The 17,710-nt window shown below is 62.4% G+C and carries 17 protein-coding genes; 12 read left to right on the top strand and 5 right to left on the bottom strand.

The window, feature by feature from the left end; translation table 11 throughout:
* The first annotated feature begins 42 nt into the window (after positions 1 to 42).
* Positions 43 to 432 carry a MaoC/PaaZ C-terminal domain-containing protein gene (locus ACSFC7_RS01760; RefSeq protein ID WP_436346053.1) on the top strand — a complete coding sequence of 130 codons (390 nt, stop codon included), beginning with the start codon at positions 43 to 45 and terminating at the stop codon, positions 430 to 432.
* Here ACSFC7_RS01760 and ACSFC7_RS01755 read toward each other — a convergent pair.
* The gene (locus ACSFC7_RS01755; RefSeq protein WP_436346052.1) at positions 429 to 2,063 is read right to left on the bottom strand and encodes an acyl-CoA synthetase; all 1,635 of its coding nucleotides are present in this window, start codon (positions 2,061 to 2,063) and stop codon (positions 429 to 431) included. The genes ACSFC7_RS01760 and ACSFC7_RS01755 overlap by 4 nt on opposite strands.
* A gap of 191 nt (positions 2,064 to 2,254) precedes the next feature.
* On the opposite strand from ACSFC7_RS01755, the gene ACSFC7_RS01750 reads away from it, so the two are divergent.
* The 4 genes from ACSFC7_RS01750 to ACSFC7_RS01735 all read left to right on the top strand — a co-directional run bounded on the left by ACSFC7_RS01750 (position 2,255) and on the right by ACSFC7_RS01735 (position 6,075).
* Positions 2,255 to 3,139 (top strand): halocarboxylic acid dehydrogenase DehI family protein, encoded by an 885-nt coding sequence (locus tag ACSFC7_RS01750; RefSeq protein ID WP_436346051.1) that lies wholly within the window; start codon positions 2,255 to 2,257, stop codon positions 3,137 to 3,139.
* Positions 3,140 to 3,220: 81 nt separating this feature from the next.
* The gene (locus tag ACSFC7_RS01745; protein ID WP_436346050.1) at positions 3,221 to 3,904 is read left to right on the top strand and encodes a haloacid dehalogenase type II; all 684 of its coding nucleotides are present in this window, start codon (positions 3,221 to 3,223) and stop codon (positions 3,902 to 3,904) included.
* Between the two features lie 211 nt (positions 3,905 to 4,115).
* Positions 4,116 to 4,418, top strand: coding sequence for a hypothetical protein (locus tag ACSFC7_RS01740; RefSeq protein ID WP_436346049.1), 303 nt, complete (start codon positions 4,116 to 4,118; stop codon positions 4,416 to 4,418).
* Positions 4,411 to 6,075, top strand: a complete 1,665-nt coding sequence (locus tag ACSFC7_RS01735; protein WP_436346048.1) for a sodium:solute symporter family protein — start codon at positions 4,411 to 4,413, stop codon at positions 6,073 to 6,075. The genes ACSFC7_RS01740 and ACSFC7_RS01735 overlap by 8 nt, the downstream gene beginning before the upstream one ends.
* A gap of 313 nt (positions 6,076 to 6,388) precedes the next feature.
* Here the strand turns inward: ACSFC7_RS01735 and ACSFC7_RS01730 are convergent, their stop codons facing one another.
* A complete protein-coding gene (locus ACSFC7_RS01730) occupies positions 6,389 to 6,823 on the bottom strand; it encodes a universal stress protein (RefSeq protein WP_436346047.1) in 435 nt (144 codons plus the stop codon).
* A 151-nt stretch (positions 6,824 to 6,974) separates the two neighbouring features.
* Between ACSFC7_RS01730 and ACSFC7_RS01725 the strand changes: the two genes are divergently transcribed.
* Positions 6,975 to 8,675, top strand: coding sequence for an acyl-CoA mutase large subunit family protein (locus ACSFC7_RS01725; RefSeq protein WP_436346046.1), 1,701 nt, complete (start codon positions 6,975 to 6,977; stop codon positions 8,673 to 8,675).
* 9 nt (positions 8,676 to 8,684) lie between these two features.
* Here the strand turns inward: ACSFC7_RS01725 and ACSFC7_RS01720 are convergent, their stop codons facing one another.
* Positions 8,685 to 9,209 carry a GNAT family N-acetyltransferase gene (locus ACSFC7_RS01720; protein ID WP_436346045.1) on the bottom strand — a complete coding sequence of 175 codons (525 nt, stop codon included), beginning with the start codon at positions 9,207 to 9,209 and terminating at the stop codon, positions 8,685 to 8,687.
* 159 nt (positions 9,210 to 9,368) lie between these two features.
* Here ACSFC7_RS01720 and ACSFC7_RS01715 point away from each other — a divergent pair, with 159 nt between their 5' ends.
* Both ACSFC7_RS01715 and meaB read left to right on the top strand, forming a co-directional pair.
* On the top strand, positions 9,369 to 9,785 hold the full coding sequence (locus ACSFC7_RS01715) for a cobalamin B12-binding domain-containing protein (protein WP_436346044.1): 417 nt from the start codon (positions 9,369 to 9,371) through the stop codon (positions 9,783 to 9,785).
* The gene (gene meaB, locus ACSFC7_RS01710) at positions 9,782 to 10,861 is read left to right on the top strand and encodes a methylmalonyl Co-A mutase-associated GTPase MeaB (protein ID WP_436346043.1); all 1,080 of its coding nucleotides are present in this window, start codon (positions 9,782 to 9,784) and stop codon (positions 10,859 to 10,861) included. The genes ACSFC7_RS01715 and meaB overlap by 4 nt, the downstream gene beginning before the upstream one ends.
* Before the next feature lie 93 nt (positions 10,862 to 10,954).
* On the opposite strand, the gene ACSFC7_RS01705 is transcribed toward meaB, so the two are convergent.
* Entirely contained in the window at positions 10,955 to 12,151 is a 1,197-nt protein-coding gene (locus tag ACSFC7_RS01705; protein WP_436346042.1) for an acyl-CoA dehydrogenase family protein, read from the bottom strand.
* Between the two features lie 137 nt (positions 12,152 to 12,288).
* Here ACSFC7_RS01705 and ACSFC7_RS01700 point away from each other — a divergent pair, with 137 nt between their 5' ends.
* A complete protein-coding gene (locus ACSFC7_RS01700; RefSeq protein WP_436346041.1) occupies positions 12,289 to 12,768 on the top strand; it encodes a MaoC/PaaZ C-terminal domain-containing protein in 480 nt (159 codons plus the stop codon).
* A 36-nt stretch (positions 12,769 to 12,804) separates the two neighbouring features.
* On the opposite strand, the gene ACSFC7_RS01695 is transcribed toward ACSFC7_RS01700, so the two are convergent.
* The gene (locus tag ACSFC7_RS01695) at positions 12,805 to 13,959 is read right to left on the bottom strand and encodes an epoxide hydrolase family protein (RefSeq protein WP_436346040.1); all 1,155 of its coding nucleotides are present in this window, start codon (positions 13,957 to 13,959) and stop codon (positions 12,805 to 12,807) included.
* A gap of 126 nt (positions 13,960 to 14,085) precedes the next feature.
* Between ACSFC7_RS01695 and ACSFC7_RS01690 the strand changes: the two genes are divergently transcribed.
* The 3 genes from ACSFC7_RS01690 (at position 14,086) to trxA (ending at position 17,654) form a co-directional block, all read left to right on the top strand.
* Entirely contained in the window at positions 14,086 to 14,979 is an 894-nt protein-coding gene (locus ACSFC7_RS01690) for an MBL fold metallo-hydrolase (protein ID WP_436346039.1), read from the top strand.
* Between the two features lie 87 nt (positions 14,980 to 15,066).
* A complete protein-coding gene (locus tag ACSFC7_RS01685; RefSeq protein ID WP_436346038.1) occupies positions 15,067 to 16,587 on the top strand; it encodes an amidase in 1,521 nt (506 codons plus the stop codon).
* A gap of 797 nt (positions 16,588 to 17,384) precedes the next feature.
* A complete protein-coding gene (gene trxA / locus ACSFC7_RS01680) occupies positions 17,385 to 17,654 on the top strand; it encodes a thioredoxin (RefSeq protein ID WP_436346037.1) in 270 nt (89 codons plus the stop codon).
* Positions 17,655 to 17,710: the final 56 nt, after the last annotated feature.

Here is a 17,710-nt window from a genome sequence, read left to right as displayed (position 1 = left end):
ATGGACGGCAGTTTGAAGCCGAGCCGTCGAGAACGAACGGCCATGTCGACGTCAGTTCCGAAAGAAGGTGACGAGCGCACGTACGAACGGACGTTCACGACCGCTGAGGTTCGCGAGTTCGGCGAACTCTCCGGCGATCAGCAGGCGATTCACACCGAACCCAACGAGGACGGCGAGCTGGTCGTGCAGGGGCTGCTCACCGCGTCGCTGTCGACGAAGATCGGCGGCGATCTCAGTTATCTGGCGCGACGAATGGAACTCGAGTTCGTCCGACCGGTGTACACGGGCGAGCGGATCACCTGTACCTGGCGAAACGAGTCGGTCGTCGAGCGCGACGACCGGTACGAAATCGAGAGCGGCGTCGTCTGTACGAACGGCGACGACGAAATCGTCCTCGAGGGCGCGATCTCGGGACTGATCTGGAAGGGTTAGCTGTACTTCTCCTGTTCCTGCTGGCGGAGTTCGACTCGTCGGATCTTCCCGCTCGAGGTCTTGGGGAGTTCGTCGACGAACTCGATGCGGCGCGGATACTTGTAGGGGGCCGTCTCCTCCTTCATGAAGTCCTGGAGTTCGGTCTTGAGTTCCTCGCTGCCTTCGTAGCCCTCCGCGAGGATCACGTAGGTCTTGACGACGCTCCCGCGTTCGTCGTGGGGGCTGTCGACTGCGGCCGCTTCGGCGACGGCCTCGTGACTGATGAGCGCGTCTTCGACCTCGAAGGGGCCGATGCGGTAGCCCGAGGAGATGATGATGTCGTCGGCGCGGCCTTCGAAGAAGAAGTAGCCGTCCTCGTCTCGAGAGGCCAGATCGCCGGTTCGATAGTACTCGCCGGACAGCTTCTGCTCGTCGAGGTCCGGTTTCTCGTAGTAGCCGTCGAAGATGGCGGGCGAGTCGACGGGGACCGCGATTTCACCGATCTCACCGGCGTCGGCCTCTTCTTCCTCGTCCATGTCGATGATCGTCGCGCCGACGCCGGGGGTCGGCTTCCCCATGCTCCCGATCTTGACGTCGATGCCCGGATAGTTCGTGACGAGCGCGACGGTTTCGGTCTGTCCGTAGCCGTCGCGCGGAGTCACACCCCAGGCGTCCTGAATGCGCTCGATCGGCTCGCGGTTGAGCGGTTCGCCCGCCGAGAGCGTGTCGTTCAACTGGACGTCGTACGACTCGAGGTCGGCGTTCGCGAACATCCGGTACTGGGTGGGGACGGCACAGAGTTTGGTGACGCCTTCCTCCTCGAGGATTTCGAGGAAGACCTCGGGTTCGAAACCGCCGTCGTAGATGAGTTGCGTCGCGCCGGTCGTCAGGCCGACGCCGACGGGGCTCCAGAACCACTTCGCCCAGCCGGTGCCGGTGGTCGCCCACAGCAACTCGTCCTCGAGATCGGTGTCCTCGTCGACGCCCCACCAGTAGGTGCCGTTGATCCGATTGAAGCAGTACTGCCAGCGGTGTTTGTGGAGGACCGGTTTCGGCTGTCCGGTCGTCCCGCTCGTGTAGTTGACCGACATCGGGTCCTCCGAGGAAAGGTCGGGTCCGTCGTACTCGGTCGACTGGCCGTCGATAACCGACTCGAAGGACGACCACTGCTCGCCGTCGAGTTCACTATCGTCGCCGTCGAGGACGATCACGCGCTCGAGCGGCGTGTTCTCGAGGATCGGTTCGACCATGTCGGTGAGCGACTCGTGGACCACGATCGACGTGGCGGTACAGTCGTTCGAGCGGAACTCGATGTCCTTCGCTCGCAGCATCGACGAACAGGGGACCAGCAGCGATCCGGTCGCGAGCGCACCCAGTTGGACGGCGAACACGTCCGGATGCCGCGGAAGCAGATGCATCACGCGGTCGCCCTTGCCGACGCCGAGTTCCTCGAGTCCGTTGGCGAACCGATTCATATCGTCTCGAAGATCGGCGTACGTCCGTTCTTCGCGATGGCCGTCTTCGTTCAGAAAGTGAACGGCAACTCGATCGCCGAACGACGATGCGTGGTCGGCGACGGTCGACGTGATCGTATACGATTCTGGAATATCCCATTCGAACTCCTCGACTATGGTATCGTAATCCACACCCATACTCAACCAATCATAGTATGTCCGCTTTAATGTTTTGCTGCCTCCGCTCTTCTTGCCACTACTGCGTTCCTGACACGTCTGCGGTCGGTAAGCGGCGTGTGGAATCGTTCGCGTTCTCTCGGTGACGAAGAGCCGGTCGGATCACACGGGTGAGGAGAACAGTTAACACGACAGGCGGTCGCTGCTCCGGTATGGACACGAGCAAGCAACTGTACGAGACCGACGCGACGGGCTGGAAGCGCGGGCTCTACGACGACATCAAATGGACGTTCAGAGCGCCGATCGTCAACTGGATCTTTCGAACGACCATCGCGAACTACCCCGAGTTCTGCCGGTACGCCTGGGGACAGGTGAAGCCGGTGTTCGAAACGGCCCGCTTCGGCCGTCTGTCGGTTACGTATCGGGACACCGTCCTCTCAGCGCTCGAGGCGGAGACGTCCGTGCCGACCTATCGCTGTGGAGAACTCGACGTTTCGCCGGCCGAGTACGGCGAACTGCAGGGCCAACTCGCGACCTACGACGTCGTCGCACCGCGACTCGCCGTGCTCTTCGAACTCGTCGATCGGGCGCTCCACGAGGATCCGATTGGAACGGATCCCGACCAAACGCGTGAGGCGACGTCGCCCCTCCCGCCCTGGCTCGACGCCGACCGGGGGCGACCGCCGACGATGATCGCGTTCGACGAGACGCCGGCCGAACTGGACGACGTCGTCCCGGCTATTCAATCGTTTCACGGACTCGAGGACGGACTCCCGAGTATCTATCGGACGCTCGCACAGTGGCCCGGGTATCTGGTCCCGACGTGGGACGACCTCGAGCCGATTCTCCAGGACGACTCGTTCTCGACCGCAGTCGACGACGCTCGAACATCGGTGTCCGAATTCGTCGACGGCGTTCCGTTCACCCCCGAGTTAGGGCCGGCGTCGCTCGCTCGGCGCGGAATCGACGAGGAAGCGATCTCGGAACTGCAGACGCTGTTTCGGGACTTCAACCGGGGCCCGATCGAAACCGTGGTTCCGGCCCTGCCGGTGTACGCGGCGACGGTCGACGCGACCGGGAAACGCGCGTTCGACTGACCCGGAGCGTCTCCGATCGAGCCGAGAGGGCCGTGCAACGGACCCCACCGTATATGCGTCGTGGCGTCTAACCAATCGCGTATGTCGTTCGATTCGACTTCAGTAGACACGATCACCGTCGATTCGTACGGAACACTCGTCGATCCGGACGCCGTCGAAACGGCGCTCGAGGCGCACGTCGATGCGGTTCGTCCGATCTCCGCTCTCTGGCGGAGCCGGTCGATCATGTACACGATGGTGAGCAACTTCGTCGACGAGTACCAGACGTTCTACGAGATGAACCGCGACGCGCTTCGCTTCGCACTCGAGAGCCGCGGGATCGAGCTGTCGTCCGAGACGGTCGAGGAGGTCCTCTCGGCGTATCACGACCTCGACCCGTTCGACGACGTTCGAGACGGTCTCGAGACGCTTACCGACGCCGGATACGACGTCTACGTGCTGTCGAACGGCAACCCCGCAATGCTCGAGTCGATGGTCGAGTCGGCGCAGATCGGACACGTGATCAGCGACACGATCAGCGCAGACGAGATTCGAACGTTCAAACCCGATGCCGATATCTACCGACACGCGGCGGACCGAACCGGGACGGCACTCGAGTCGATGGCGCACGTCGCCGGACCGACCTTCGACGTTCGGGGAGCGATGCACGCGGGGATGCAGGGAGTGTGGATCAATCGCGATGATGGACCGTGGGATCCGTCCGCTACGGAACCGGATCTGATCGTCGAGACGTTCTTCGATCTCACGGATGAACTCGCGCCATAATTCCGGCCGCATTCGCCTCGCGGCCCCCATTCCAGACGGGTTCCATGGCCGTTTCGCTAATTATTCCGAGCTACGGGATTGTATCCTCGCTCGAATATTAGTTAAATTATTGTCACTCGTTAGAACGGACGGCATAGTGTACGGATATTAGGCATATTAGGTCTATCTATGCGTAAGAATTTAATACTTGCATTATGACGAGGTGTAGTGTATGCAGACACATACCAAGGAAGCACTCGCATCAATGATTGCAGCGTTAGCACTCATCGGTGTGATACACTCGGGGATTTGGTTCACCATGTTCGGGACGCCCAATTTCACGGTACTCGGGTTCCCGTTCCACTACTTCTGGCTGGTGGCCGGTGGGCCGGCAGCGATGTTCGTCCTGTACTGGGGCTACTATCAGTACGTGACCACCTCCATCATGGAGGAAAAGCAACAGATGAACGCAGCTACGAGCGACGTCGGAGCGGCCAGCGAAGTCGGAGCCGATCCGGGTGATGACGATGATTAAGCCGCTACAGCAGGCCGGTGAATATCAGTTCCAAGAGACGTTCACGGAACTGCTGATTCCCGTACTGATCATCGGTGCGACGTTCATCGCCTACTACGGGATCAGCTACTACATGAAAAAGAACATTCAGGGAACGGACGACTACATGGTTGCCGGCCGGACCATCGGCCCGTTCGTCAACGGCTCCGCGATCTCCGCAACGTGGGAGAGTCTGGCCACGTTCATGGGCGTGGTCGCGTTGATGATCACAGTCCAGATACCGTTTCTGGCGGTCTGGACCAACTTCCTGCTCTCGATCCCCCTGATCGTCATTCTGTACGGCCAGACGCTCCGCCGACTCGGCTCGTACACCCCGGCGACGTTCTGCAAGGACCGATACGGCAACGTGATGTCGATGGTCATGGCCTTGCTCATCGTGTTCGTCATGCTCATGTACGCGCTGGGCCAGTTCATCGGTCTCGCACAGATTACGGAAGTCCTGCTCGGCTGGGACTACACTCTTTCCCTGTTCGCTATCGCAGCACTGGTGACCGGATACGTCGTCATCGCCGGGATGTGGGGCGTCTCCTACAACTCCGCCCTGCAGTTCTGGATCATGCTGACCGCGGCATTCGTCCCGATGATGTTCGTCCTGAACCAGCTCGGCTCGAGCGGCTGGTTCTTCCCGCCGCTCGGTTACGGCGACCTGGTTCCACAGATGCAGGAAACCAATCCCGGCTTCTTCGACATGGCGTTCGACACCAGATGGTACTTCGCAATGTTCCTCGCGATGGCGCTCGGCCCCATCGGTATGCCCCACCTCGCACAGCGCATCTTCACCAGCCGTGACGTCGAAGCCGGCCGCAAGACCGTCTTCTGGTTCATCTTCGTCACCGGGATGATGTTCGCGACGATATACGCCGTCGCGTTCGCTGGCGTCTTCTGGCTCGAAAATCAGGGCCACGAGATCGCCGATGCCGACCTGGACAAGATGATCTTCTATCTCAACTTCGCGTTCAACGGCAATACGGTCACCGGCTACGTCGTCGCCGGCGCGATTGCCGGCGGACTCTCGACTGTGAGCGGACACATGCTCGCCATCAGCGCTGCCGTCGCGAACGATATCATCGAAGCATTCGAACTCGATATCACCGAAGATCGCAAGACGCAGTTCGGCTACGCGTCCGTCATTGCCGCCGGTCTCATCATCGCGCTGATCGCGCTCAATCCGCCGGCGTTCCTCGTCGTGAGTATCTTGTGGGCGTTCGCGGTCAGTGCGGCCGCGATCACACCGACCATCGTCCTCGGCGTCTGGTCGGCCCGTGCGAACCGATACGGTGCTATCGCCTCGAGTTTCGTCGGCTTCGTAACCGTCATCTTGCTCTCTCCGCACGCGTTCAGCGGGATTACCGCCGGCGGTGAAGGATTGACAGCCTCCATTGGTATCGATGCGATCATGATCGCGTTCCCGCTGTCGATCCTCGCGTTCGTCCTCGTCTCGCTCATTGCCGAACAGATCGATGCGTTCGACGTTAAACCAGCAGACAACGCGTCACTCATCAATGAAATGCACGGCTACCCCGACGACGGCACCGAACGCTTTAACAGCGCGATGCCGCTGATCGTCCTCGCCGTGCTCATGCTACCGATCCTCTGGTGGGGAATCCAGCCCTGGTAAGCCACAACTCTAGTCTATGCAACTCTTTGGATCCAAAGCGGGGACGATAGTATGGTTGCTCATCGGTATCGGTACCGCAGCGCTCGCCGTCCACAACGATAACCGGCTCACCGCGATCATCGCCATCGGGTGGATCACACTCGCGGTGTTCAGTTGGACCGAATTCAGAAAATCGGACTGAGGCGGCGAACACTGTCGATTTTTGCAGCCGACTCTCGTGATACTCCTGTTCGACGGATGTCGGTAGTGGATCACGCGTTGAGAAGCTACCTATCGAATTCCACTACTCGGCAGGAGGAGTTCGAACGATTCGCTACTCCTCGCTCATCAACACGGTGACCGGCGTGTCGGCGTTGAGCAACACCGACTGGGTGACGCTGCCGAAAAGCACCTTTCCGGCGGCACTTTTCTTGCGCCCACTCATCACGATACTGTCCGCGTCGATCTCTCGAGCGACGGCCAGAATTTCCTCGGTGATATCCCCCCGCTCTAACCGCGTTTCCACTGGTATTCCCGCATTGGAAAGGAGTTCGTGCGCCGCTTCGGTGCTGGCCGGCAACTCGGGATCCGTTCGACCCTCCGACCGTTGGGTCTCGAACTCCTGTAACCAGGGTTGTTTCGTCTCTTCGGAGACGTTAAGCAGGACGACCGCCTTCTCTTCGGGGTCGCCGGGGAGTTCGATGACGGTTTCGGCCGCCCGTCGGGCGCGCGTCTCACTTTCGTCTATCGGGAGCAAAATCGTGTGCATAGATGACAATCAACTCAGTATCACTTAACGATTAGGGCGCGAGGGCCGTTCGCCCGAAACGGGGTGTGACGAACACCGGTACTGGCGTCTCAAAAACCGACCAGTGTCCCGATAACAAGACTTTAGAATACTGGCACTGTTAGTCACACCAATGTTCGACGATACCGAGCTCGATGACATCCGCGAGCGACAGGAGGAGTGGGAAGCGGAGACGCTCGATCCCGCGCTCGAGGCACACGGCGAGCGAAAGGACCGGTTCGCAACGGTTTCGAATCACGAAGTCGACCGACTCTACACCCCGGACGATATCGCCGATCTCGATTTCGAGGAGGATCTCGGATTTCCCGGCGAACCACCGTACACGCGCGGGCCGTACCCGACGATGTACCGCGGTCGGGCGTGGACGATGCGCCAGTTCGCCGGCTTCGGGACCGCCGAAGAGACCAACGAGCGGTTCCACTATCTCATCGACGAGGGCCAGACCGGCCTCTCGACGGCGTTCGACATGCCGTCGCTGATGGGAATCGACTCCGACCACCCGATGAGCGAGGGTGAGGTCGGGAAAGAGGGCGTCGCCGTCGACACGCTCGCGGACATGGAAATCCTCTTCGACGGCATCGACATCGACGAGGTCTCCACGTCGTTCACGATCAACCCCTCGGCGGCGGTCATCTACGCGATGTACATCGCGCTGGCCGACCAACAGGGCGTCCCCCGGGACAAGGTCAGAGGCACCCTCCAGAACGACATGCTCAAGGAGTTCATCGCCCAGAAGGAGTGGGTGATCCCGCCGGGGCCCTCGCTGAAGATCGTCACCGATACCATCGAGTTCGCCGTCGACGAGACGCCGAACTTCCACCCCGTCTCCATCTCGGGCTACCACATCCGCGAGGCCGGCTCGACGGCGGCCCAGGAGGCCGCGTTCACGCTCGCCGACGGTTTCGCCTACGTCGAGGACTGTCTCGACCGCGGGCTCGACGTCGACGAGTTCGCGCCGCTGCTGTCGTTCTTCTTCAACTCCCACAACTCGATCTTCGAGGAGATCGCGAAGTTCCGCGCATCGCGTCGCATCTACGCGAACGTAATGGAGGAGTGGTACGACGCGGAGCGGCCCGAGTCGAAGCGACTGAAGTTCCACACCCAGACGGCCGGGCAGTCGTTGACCGCCCAGCAGCCGCTGAACAACATCGCCCGCGTCACCATCCAGGCGCTCGCGGGCGTTTTCGGCGGGACACAGTCGCTGCACACGAACAGCTTCGACGAAGCGCTGGCGCTGCCCAGCGAGAAGGCCGTCCGCGTCGCACTTCGCACCCAGCAGATCATCGCCGACGAATCCGGTGCAGCAGACATCGTCGATCCGATGGGCGGGAGTTTCGCCGTCGAGAAACTCACCAACGAGATGGAAGCCGAGATCATGTCCTACATCGAGGAGATCAAGGAGATCGGCGACGGCTCGGTCCGCGACGGCGTCCTCGACGGCATCCAGCAGGGCTACTTCCAACGCGAAATCGGGGAAGCGAGCTACGAGTACCAACAGCGCGTCGAACGCGGCGAAGAAGTCGTCGTCGGCGTCAACAAGTACACCATCGAGGAAGACACCGCGCCGGACATCCTCCAGATCGACGAAACCACGCGTGAGCGACAGCTCAACCGGCTCGAGCGCGTCAAAGACGAACGCGACGACGAGGAAGTCGAGGCGACGCTGTCGGCGCTGTCGGATGCCATCGAGAACGAAGAGAACGTCATGCCGTACATCGTCGACGCGGTGAAAGCGTACGTCTCGATGGGCGAGATCATGCAGGTGTTCGAGGACCACCACGGCGCCTATCAGGAGGAGCTCTCGCCGGTCTGAGCGAGGAGACTACGCCAGACTGTCCATCTCCTCCGCGTAGGACTCGCGCTCGAGGACGTACGTACACTCCTGATAGGTGTCTCCGCCGATCGATATCTCCTCGACGTCCCCTTTCTCGAAGCCGAACTCGCTGTAGAAGCGCTTGCCGAGCTCGTTCGCGTCGAGCACCATCGCTTTGACCCGCTCGACGCCCTGCTCGAAGAGGGAGTGACAGGTCTCCTCGAGCAGCCGTCCGCCGATCCCTTCGCCGCGGGAGTCCGGTGCGACGTACACGCGGAGGATGTTCCCTTCGTCCGTGCTGTTGTCCCAGGTCGCGTGCGCGAAGCCGACGATCTCGTCGTCCCGCTCGACGACCAGCATGAGCGCGCGCGCCCAGACGATTGAATCTCTGACCCGCTCCTCGGAGTACCAGTCGTCGAGTCCCTCCTGCAGCGATTCTCGACTCAGAATCTTCGGATAGTCCCGGGTCCACGACTGCTGTGCTACGTCCTGTATCGCCTCGATGTCGTCGACCGTTGCTTCGCGTATTGCCATACAATACCAAGCACGCTGGTCGAATTAATCCTTTGTGCTGGTTCGAGAGAACCTCTCTACTGGCGGTGGCGGTCCAACTCGGCTTTCATTGGTGCAACGAAACTGCGTTTCATTCGGCGTTCCGATAGAACCATACGGTAATACGTGAAACGCAGGCGTATGAGTGCTGGCAGCGATCAGCAAAGTATCCGGTGTATGGTTGCGAAAGTCGGACTCGACGGTCACGACCGCGGAGCCCACGTTATCGCGCGCGCGTTCCGTGACGCCGGGTTCGAAGTCATCTACTCCGGACTGCACAAAGGACCAGACGAAATCGTTCAGGCGGCCGTCCAGGAGGACGTCGACGTCCTGGGTATCTCCATTCTCTCCGGAGCTCACGACACGCTCGTTCCGAAGATCATGGACGGACTCGAGGAGTACGGGGCCAAAGAGGACACGCTCGTTCTCGTCGGCGGCGTGATTCCCGAAGAGGACCGCCAGCCGCTCAGAGACGATGGCGTGGCGGCCATCTTCGGGCCCGGGACGTCGATCGAGGAGACGATCGAATTCGTCCGCGAGAACGCGCCCCAGCGATGAGTTCCGACGAGGAACTGCTCGAGGCGCTGCTCGCGGGCGAACACCGCGCGCTGGCTCGAGTCATCTCGAAGATCGAGAACCGCTCGCCGGGCTATCGCGACCTCGTCTCGGCGCTGTACGCTCACGCGGGCGGGGCAGACGTGATCGGCATCACGGGGAGTCCGGGTGCGGGGAAGTCGACGCTGGTCGACAAACTCGCGGAGACCTACCGCGACCGCGGCGAGACGGTCGGCGTCATCGCGATCGATCCCTCCTCGCCCTTTACGGGCGGTGCAGTACTGGGCGACCGAATCCGGATGGCCTCGACGGTCGGCGATATGGACGTCTTCGTCCGCTCGATGAGCGCTCGCGGCACGCTCGGCGGCCTCTCCACGGCCACGGCGGACGCGGTCAAGGCGATGGACGCCTTCGGCAAGGACAAGATCATCATCGAGACCGTCGGCGCCGGCCAGAACGAGATCGACATCGTCCGGACCGCGGACACCGTCGCCGTCCTCGTCCCGCCGGGGTCGGGCGACGACATCCAGACCTTGAAGGCCGGCATCCTCGAGATCGCGGACGTCTTCGTGGTCAACAAGGCGGATCGACCCGGATCGGATCGGACGGTGCAGGAACTCCGAGACATGATCCAGCTCGGCAACGGCGGCGGTGGGACCGGTGGTGGCGGTGGCGGCCACCACAGTCAGGAGGTCATCGACGCCCACGACGACTGGGACGGCGAGGTCGACGACACCGACGAGGTGGCGGGCTGGACGACACCGATCGTCGAAACCGTCGCCACGGACGGTACGGGCGTCGACGACCTCATCGCCGAGTTCGGCAACCACCGCACCTACCTCGTCGACTCCGGCGAACACGCCGATCAGGTCCGCGGACGGTACGCCGAGGAGATCCGGACGCTGCTGCGCGAGGACGTCCACGCCATGCTCGAGGATCGACTCGAGGACGCCGGCGGGATCGACGACCTCGCCGAATCGGTTCGCGAGGGTGAAACTGATCCGTACTCGATCGCCGGCGAGTTGCTGGATCCGGTCGAAGACTGCCTCGACGAACTCGAGGTGGACGACGCCGCGTAGTCTCTACCGTCTCTCTACTGCAAACGTCCGATCCGGATCGGTAGTACTCGGCTGTGGAGGGTCGAAACGGAACTCAAGGATCGCGGACTGGAGTCAGTTCAGTAACTGCGCGGCGATCGTATTCCGGAGCACCTCGCTCGTGCCCTCGTAGATCTCGTTGAGCTTCGCGTCGCGGTAGAACCGCTCGGCGGGGAAATCCTTGGTGTAGCCGTAGCCGCCGTGGATCTGGATCCCCTCGTTGGCGACTTCGCGCGAGATCTCGCTGGCGTAGAGCTTCGCCTGCGCGGCCTCCTTGATGAAGTTCTCGCCGCGAATCTTCTTGTCGGCGGCGTCGTGCATGAGCAGTCGGGCGGCGCGCGTTTTCGTATCCATGTCGGCCAGTTTGTGCTGGATCGCCTGGAAGTCCGAGATCGGCTGGTCGAACTGCTCTCGATCCTGGCTGTACCTCGTCGCCTCGTCCAGAGCCGCCTGTGCGATCCCGATCGAGCGGGCGGCGATGGTGATCCGGCCGCCGTTGAGCGTCTTCAGCGCCTGGACGAACCCCTCGCCTTCCGCACCGAGGAGGCGGTCCTCGGGGATCCAGAGGTCGTCGAAGCGGAGTTCGGCGGTCGGACAGCCCTTGTCGCCGAGTTTGTCCTCGGTGCCCTCGACGATGAAGCCGTCGTCCTCCTCGGGCCGGACGACGAACGAGGAGATTCCTTTGCTCCCCGCGTCCCGATCGGTCTTCGCGAACAGCGTGACCGTGTCCGCGACCGACCCGTTCGAGATCCAGAGTTTGCCGCCGTTGATGCGGTAGCCGTCCCCGTCCCGAGAAGCGCTCGTCGCTTCTCGGGGATCAGCCGAGGTTCCCTCGGCAGAGTCGCGTTCGGCGACCGTGTCCATCGCGGGAACGTCGCTTCCGGCGCCGGCTTCGGAGAGCGCGAACGCGCCGATGTCCGTCCCCTCGGCGACCGGCGTGAGGTACTCCTCCTTCTGGGACTCGTCGCCGAACTCGTAAAGCATGTTCCCGGCCAGCGAGATGTGGGCGGCGACGATCGTTCCCAGGCCGCCCGAGCCCCGGGAGATCTCCTCGAGAGCCGCCGGATAGGCGTGATAGTCCAGTCCGGCGCCGCCGTACTCCTCGGGGAACGGCATCCCCATCAGCCCGAGTTCGGCGAGTTCGTCGACGAGTTCGCGAGGAAACTCGTCCTCGTGGTCGATCTCGCTGGCGATCGGTACGACCTCGTCGTCGACGAAATCCGCGACCATCTCGACGATCTGCCGTTGCTCGTCCGTAAAGCGGAAGTCCATGGTATCCGTGTTCACGGAGTCGTCCTATAGCTGTTCCTCTTCTCGGGGAAGCGCCGCGAGGTCACCGCTCCCGTTCGGTCTCGCACGACTACCGGTCGCGAGAAAAGGCCTTTGTAGTTCGTCGAAGAGGTGGCGGTATGGCGTACAGTTACGAGCCACATCACTTCGAGGAGTTCCGGGAGGGACAGACGTTCCGAAGTCCCGGGCGGACCATTACCGAAACCGACGTAGTGATGCAATCGGCGCTGACCGGCGACTGGAACGAACTCCACACCAACAAAGAACACGCCGAAGCGCGCGACTTCGGCGAACGGATCGCCCACGGAGCGATGACGTTCAACTACGCGCTCGGCAACGTCATGAGCATCGGGATTCTCGAGCGGACCGCCTACGCGTTTCTCGGAATGGACGCGATGGTGCTTCCCAATCCCGCCTACATCGGCGACACCGTCTCGGTCGACATCGAGGTCGCCGAGACGAAGGACTTAGAGAGCCGCGACGACGTCGGACTGGTCGTCTTCGAGACGAAGATGACTACTCAGGACGAGACGGTCGTCTTCCAGGGCGACCTGAAGTTCTTCGTTCTCAGACGCGCCGCCGCCGAATCGTTCGCGTAGCCGACACGCGCTCGAGGAGTCGCGCGTCGTCCCCGACTACGGGTACGACCGGAAAAACGAGCGAACCTCGTCGACGAACAGTTCGGGCACCTCCATCGCCGCGAAGTGCCCGCCTTCGGGCATCTCGTTCCAGTGAACGATGTCGTAGAACTCTTCCGCCCAGCTACGAGGGGTTTTGATAATCTCCGCGGGATAGCGGGCGTGGCCCGTGGGCACGTCCACGAACTCCGGGACCGTTCGGTCGACGTCGGTTTCGTAGTACAGGCGCATCGAGGCGTTGATCGTCTCGGTGAACCAGTAGACGCTGACGTTGTCGAGCAGCCGGTCGCGACCGATCGTTTCGTCCACGTCGTCGCCGTCGCTCCAGGCTCGGAACTTCTCGGTGATCCACCCGGCGAGGCCCGCCGGCGAGTCGGTGAGCCCGTAGGCGACGGTCTGCGGCCTGGTCGACTGGATCGCCTGATAGCCGGAGCCGGTCTCGAGGAACGCCTTCGTCTCGCGGTGGTCTGCTCGCTCGTCGTCGTCGAGCATGCCCTTCGGATCGTCGAGTCCGGACGGCGTGACGAACAGCACGTTCGTGTGGATCGCGTCGACTCTCTCGGGAGCGGTCGCGCCGAGGACCGCGGCGATCAACGCCCCCCAGTCGCCGCCCTGGACGACGTACCGCTCGTATCCGAGCCGGTCCATCAGGTCGTCGAAGGCGGTCGCAATCGTGTGAACGTCGTAGCCCCGCTCTCGAGTCGGGCCGGAGAAGCCGTACCCCGGCAGCGAGGGGACGACCAGGTGAAACGCGTCGTCCGGATCGCCGCCGCGAGCCGCCGGATCGCTGAGCGGGCCGAGGACGTCGAGAAACTCGACGACCGATCCGGGCCAGCCGTGGGGCAGGAGTAGCGGCGTGGCCGACGGCTCGGGCGAGCGGACGTGATAGAAGTGAATCCGCTGCCCGTCGATCGTCGTCACGTACTGGTCGAACTCGTTGAGTCGGTCCTCGAACGCCGCCCAGTCGTACTCCGTTCGCCAGTACTCACACAGGTCCTGCAGCGTGGCCAGTTCGGTTCCGTACTCCCAGCCCGCATCAGGCAACTGATCCGGCCACCGAGTGTCGGCGATCCGTCGGCGGAGGTCGTCGATCTCGTCTCGATCGACGTCGACCTCGAAGGGGCGGATCGACTCGCGTTCTCTCGAAGTCATGGCGCTGTAGACTACTGTGTGGGTCGAAGCCAAATAACACGGGGTAGGCGCGGTTTTCGACCGACGGGGTCGCGCGCGGTGACCGTCCCCGAAACAGATTTGCTACTCGGCCGAACAGATAGTCCCATGGCCGTATTCGACGTTTCCGACACCGTCTACGGGATCGACATCGAGATGTTCGATTCGGGGATCGCGTCCGTCTACCTCTTCGACGACGACGAGCCGACGCTCGTCGATGCCGGTATCGCCGCCAGCGCAGAGCAGCTCCTGGACGACATCGCGGCGTGTGGGGTCGAACCCTCGGCGCTGTCGAACGTCGTGCTCTCGCACGTCCACGTCGATCACACCGGTGCGGCGAGCGACCTCGTCGACGCGGCACCGGACGTCGACGTGTACATCCACGAGTCGACGGCCCCGCACCTGGCGAACCCGGAGGGACTCGTCGACAGCAGCAAGGCGGCGATGGGCGACCACTTCGAGTTGATGGGCGAACAGGGACCAGTTCCGGAGGCGAACATCGTCGGCGTCCCGGACGAGGGAACGACGATCGATATCGGCGCGAACGGCCTCGAGTTGATCCACGCGCCGGGACACTCCCCCGACCACGTCGCCGTCTGGAACCCCGAGCGGAACCTCCTGTTCGCCGCCGAGTGTCTCGGGCTCTACTTCCAGCGGGCCGACCAGTGGCTGCCGCCGGCGACCCTTCCCAACTTCGACGTCGACGTGATCGCCGACACCATCGAGCGACTCGAGACGCTCGATCCCGATCGAATCCTCTTTCCCCACTTCGGCGTCTGGCCGCACGACCCGGAAGCGGCGTTCGAACGCGCGAAAACCGAACTTCACCGCTACGACGAACGGATCCTCGAGTACTACGAGGCCACGGACTCGCTCGAGGAGACGAAACGGGCCGTCGCCGAGGACCTCCTCGACCTCTCGCCGCCGTACGACCCGGTCGTCGAGTCCTTCTTCGCGAAGCTGCTCACGGAGGGCTATCTCAGACACCACGGTATCGCCTGATCGGTAGCGGTCGATTCGGCCTCGCTTTCGCTCGAGGAGGGGCACCGGTGAAGCTTTTTGCCTATTGTTATCCACTATCACGGTGGGATGTCAGAATCACCGCCGAACGTCCAACCGCCGACACCGGAAGAGATCCGAACGTGCGCGGCACACCACCACATCGACCTCTCCGACGAGGAGGTCGAGGACTTCGAAGCCGCGATCGTCGAGACGCTGGCCGGCTACGAACGACTGGACGAGCTTCCGGACCCTCGTCCTCGAGTCGAGTACACCGACCGCGACCCCGGCTACAAACCGGGACGCGACGAGGATCCGCTCAACGCGTTCGTCACCAAATGCGAGGTGAAAGGGGCGGATAGCGGCCCGCTCGAGGACTACGACGTCGGACTCAAGGACAACATCAACGTGGCCGGCGTCGAGATGACGCTCGGCTCGAAGCTCTTCGAGGGATACGTTCCGTCGACCGACGCGACGATCGTCAGCCGACTGCTCGACGCCGGAGCGACCATCACCGGGAAGCTGAACATGGAGGACATGGCGTTCTCGGGGAGCGGCGAACTCTCCGCGACCGGGCCGGTGTTGAACCCCGTCGATGCGGATCACATCGCGGGCGGCTCCTCGTCGGGGTCGGCCGCGGCCGTCGGCAACGGTGACGTCGATGTAGCCATCGGCGGCGATCAGGGCGGGTCGGTTCGCATCCCCGCCGCCTGGAGCGGGATCGTCGGCCACAAGCCCACCCACGGACTGGTTCCGTACACCGGTATCGCCGGCCTCGGTCGGTCGTTCGACCACGCTGGCCCGATGGGTTCCACCGTCGAAGACTGCGCGCGCGTGCTGGACGTGATCGCCGGCGAGGACGATCTCGACCCCCGACAGGGTGCCGTTCCGACCGCCGACTACCTCGATGCGCTGGCGGACGATCCGTCCGACGTGACCGTCGGCGTCGTCGAGGAGGGGTTCGGCCATGCGGTCAGCGAGCCGGCGGCCGACGACGCCGTTCGCGACGCCCTCACCGAGTTCGAAGACGCTGGTGCGACGGTGACGGAGGTCTCCGTACCGATGCACGCGGACGGGCTCACGATCTGGAACGCCATCGCGACGGAGGAGACGGCCGCGACGGTCGACGCCGAGTGTATCGGTCACTACGGGAAGGGGTTCTACGACACCCAACTGGCGAACGCGTTCGGACGGGCCCGGCGCGCTCACGCCGACGACTACCTGACGACGTTGAAACTCACGCTCGTTCTCGGCCAGTATCTCTCCGAGGAGTACCGCGGTCAGTACTACGCGAAGGCGAAGAATCTCGGCCGACGACTGGCCGACGCCTACGACGAGGCGCTCGAGGACGTCGACGTCCTCGCGATGCCCACGACACCGCAGACCGCCCACGAAGTCGACGAGTCGATCTCGCGCCTCGAGGCGATCGATCGGGCGCTCAACATGCTTCACAACACGTCGCCGTTCGACGTGACCGGGCATCCGGCGATATCGGTGCCCGCCGGGCGGGCGAACGATCTGCCGGTCGGACTCATGCTGATCGGCGAGCGCTTCGACGATGCGATGGTTCTCTCGAGCGCCCACGCGTTCGAACGCCAGCGCGCGTCGTGAACGCGGTCTCGGTCGCAGACGAACGCGACCGGCAGCGACCGGCCGTCCGTCGGTCTGCGCGGACGGCTCCGGTAGCGCTACGTGAGTGCGTTCGCGACTATATATCTGAAAACATATATACTATCAAATTTGATTGCTATCCATCGATCGATCGGATCCCTCTCAACCGATGATCCGCCGGACTTGAACGACGATCGTCTACTAATTCTGTTATTGCCCGTACATAATTTCCATCTATTCGAATTTAGACGGTAATTGAGGTGCGAATATCGTTTTTATTTCCCTGTCAACGGCCGCTTTTACTGATCGATTCCGAAATTGTTCAACCTCTCCTCCCCGATCCAGATCTCCTCTCTCGAGTCCTGTATTGGACTGTTTCGATCCGCGTAGACTGCTCCGATTCACCGACGGGATCGAGTCGCGATCTGCCTCAAATATATCTCAAAAGTAGGATGTACTAGAATATATCGAATATCCTATCTATATATGTACTCGAACCAGTGTGACCGAACCTGCGTCGCGCTCTCGGCGGAGACCACGGCAAGCGCTCGTCGAGTGACTGGCCGAGCCGTCGCGACGCGGCTCCGACACGGGCTCTCGGGTGCACCCGCCGTCGGTCGATCGACTCCGTTTCACGACCGGCGATCACGGTAGCGGGACGCGAAAACGATCGGCTATCGCTCCGCCATCCCCGTCGAAACCAGCACCTGCCGGCCACGGCGCGTCTCCGCGATTGCGGCAATTCACAACCGGTGGGAAACCCTTATGCGCGACGCGTTGGAACTAGCGATGAACCGATGACTGTCACACTGAAGGACTTCTACGCAGACTGGTGTGGCCCCTGCAAGACCCAGGATCCGATCCTCGAGGAGCTCGAGGACGATTGGGAGGGCCGATTCGAAGTCGAGAAAGTAAACGTCGACGAGCAACAGGATATCGCCAACGAGTACCAGGTACGCTCCCTGCCGACGCTCATTATCGAGAACGACGACGAGATCGTCGAGCGCTTCGTCGGTGTCACCCAGCGCGAAGACATCGAAGACGCCCTCGAGTCGGCCGGCGCGTAAGCGACGCCGATCTCGAGACGGTCGTTTTTGTGGTCTCCATCGCCGATGAGCGGACG

The sequence above is a fragment of the Natronorubrum halobium genome, assembly GCF_051351675.1.
Classification (GTDB): Archaea; Halobacteriota; Halobacteria; order Halobacteriales; family Natrialbaceae; genus Natronorubrum.
The sequence above is the reverse complement of the archived record's forward strand: the minus strand, read 5'-3'. Positions and strand labels throughout refer to the sequence as shown.

Excerpts from the sequence above, each read along its gene's own strand:
- ACSFC7_RS01715 (WP_436346044.1), top strand. The coding sequence starts at position 9,369 with ATGAGTGCTGGCAGCGATCAGCAAAGTATCCGGTGTATGGTTGCGAAA.
- ACSFC7_RS01690 (WP_436346039.1), top strand. The coding sequence starts at position 14,086 with ATGGCCGTATTCGACGTTTCCGACACCGTCTACGGGATCGACATCGAG.
- ACSFC7_RS01725 (WP_436346046.1), top strand. The coding sequence starts at position 6,975 with ATGTTCGACGATACCGAGCTCGATGACATCCGCGAGCGACAGGAGGAG.
- ACSFC7_RS01720 (WP_436346045.1), bottom strand. The coding sequence starts at position 9,209 with ATGGCAATACGCGAAGCAACGGTCGACGACATCGAGGCGATACAGGAC.
- ACSFC7_RS01735 (WP_436346048.1), top strand. The coding sequence starts at position 4,411 with ATGATTAAGCCGCTACAGCAGGCCGGTGAATATCAGTTCCAAGAGACG.
- ACSFC7_RS01750 (WP_436346051.1), top strand. The coding sequence starts at position 2,255 with ATGGACACGAGCAAGCAACTGTACGAGACCGACGCGACGGGCTGGAAG.
- ACSFC7_RS01755 (WP_436346052.1), bottom strand. The coding sequence starts at position 2,063 with ATGGGTGTGGATTACGATACCATAGTCGAGGAGTTCGAATGGGATATT.
- ACSFC7_RS01700 (WP_436346041.1), top strand. The coding sequence starts at position 12,289 with ATGGCGTACAGTTACGAGCCACATCACTTCGAGGAGTTCCGGGAGGGA.
- ACSFC7_RS01745 (WP_436346050.1), top strand. The coding sequence starts at position 3,221 with ATGTCGTTCGATTCGACTTCAGTAGACACGATCACCGTCGATTCGTAC.
- trxA (WP_436346037.1), top strand. The coding sequence starts at position 17,385 with ATGACTGTCACACTGAAGGACTTCTACGCAGACTGGTGTGGCCCCTGC.
- ACSFC7_RS01705 (WP_436346042.1), bottom strand. The coding sequence starts at position 12,151 with ATGGACTTCCGCTTTACGGACGAGCAACGGCAGATCGTCGAGATGGTC.
- ACSFC7_RS01685 (WP_436346038.1), top strand. The coding sequence starts at position 15,067 with ATGTCAGAATCACCGCCGAACGTCCAACCGCCGACACCGGAAGAGATC.
- ACSFC7_RS01695 (WP_436346040.1), bottom strand. The coding sequence starts at position 13,959 with ATGACTTCGAGAGAACGCGAGTCGATCCGCCCCTTCGAGGTCGACGTC.
- ACSFC7_RS01760 (WP_436346053.1), top strand. The coding sequence starts at position 43 with ATGTCGACGTCAGTTCCGAAAGAAGGTGACGAGCGCACGTACGAACGG.
- ACSFC7_RS01730 (WP_436346047.1), bottom strand. The coding sequence starts at position 6,823 with ATGCACACGATTTTGCTCCCGATAGACGAAAGTGAGACGCGCGCCCGA.
- meaB (WP_436346043.1), top strand. The coding sequence starts at position 9,782 with ATGAGTTCCGACGAGGAACTGCTCGAGGCGCTGCTCGCGGGCGAACAC.
- ACSFC7_RS01740 (WP_436346049.1), top strand. The coding sequence starts at position 4,116 with ATGCAGACACATACCAAGGAAGCACTCGCATCAATGATTGCAGCGTTA.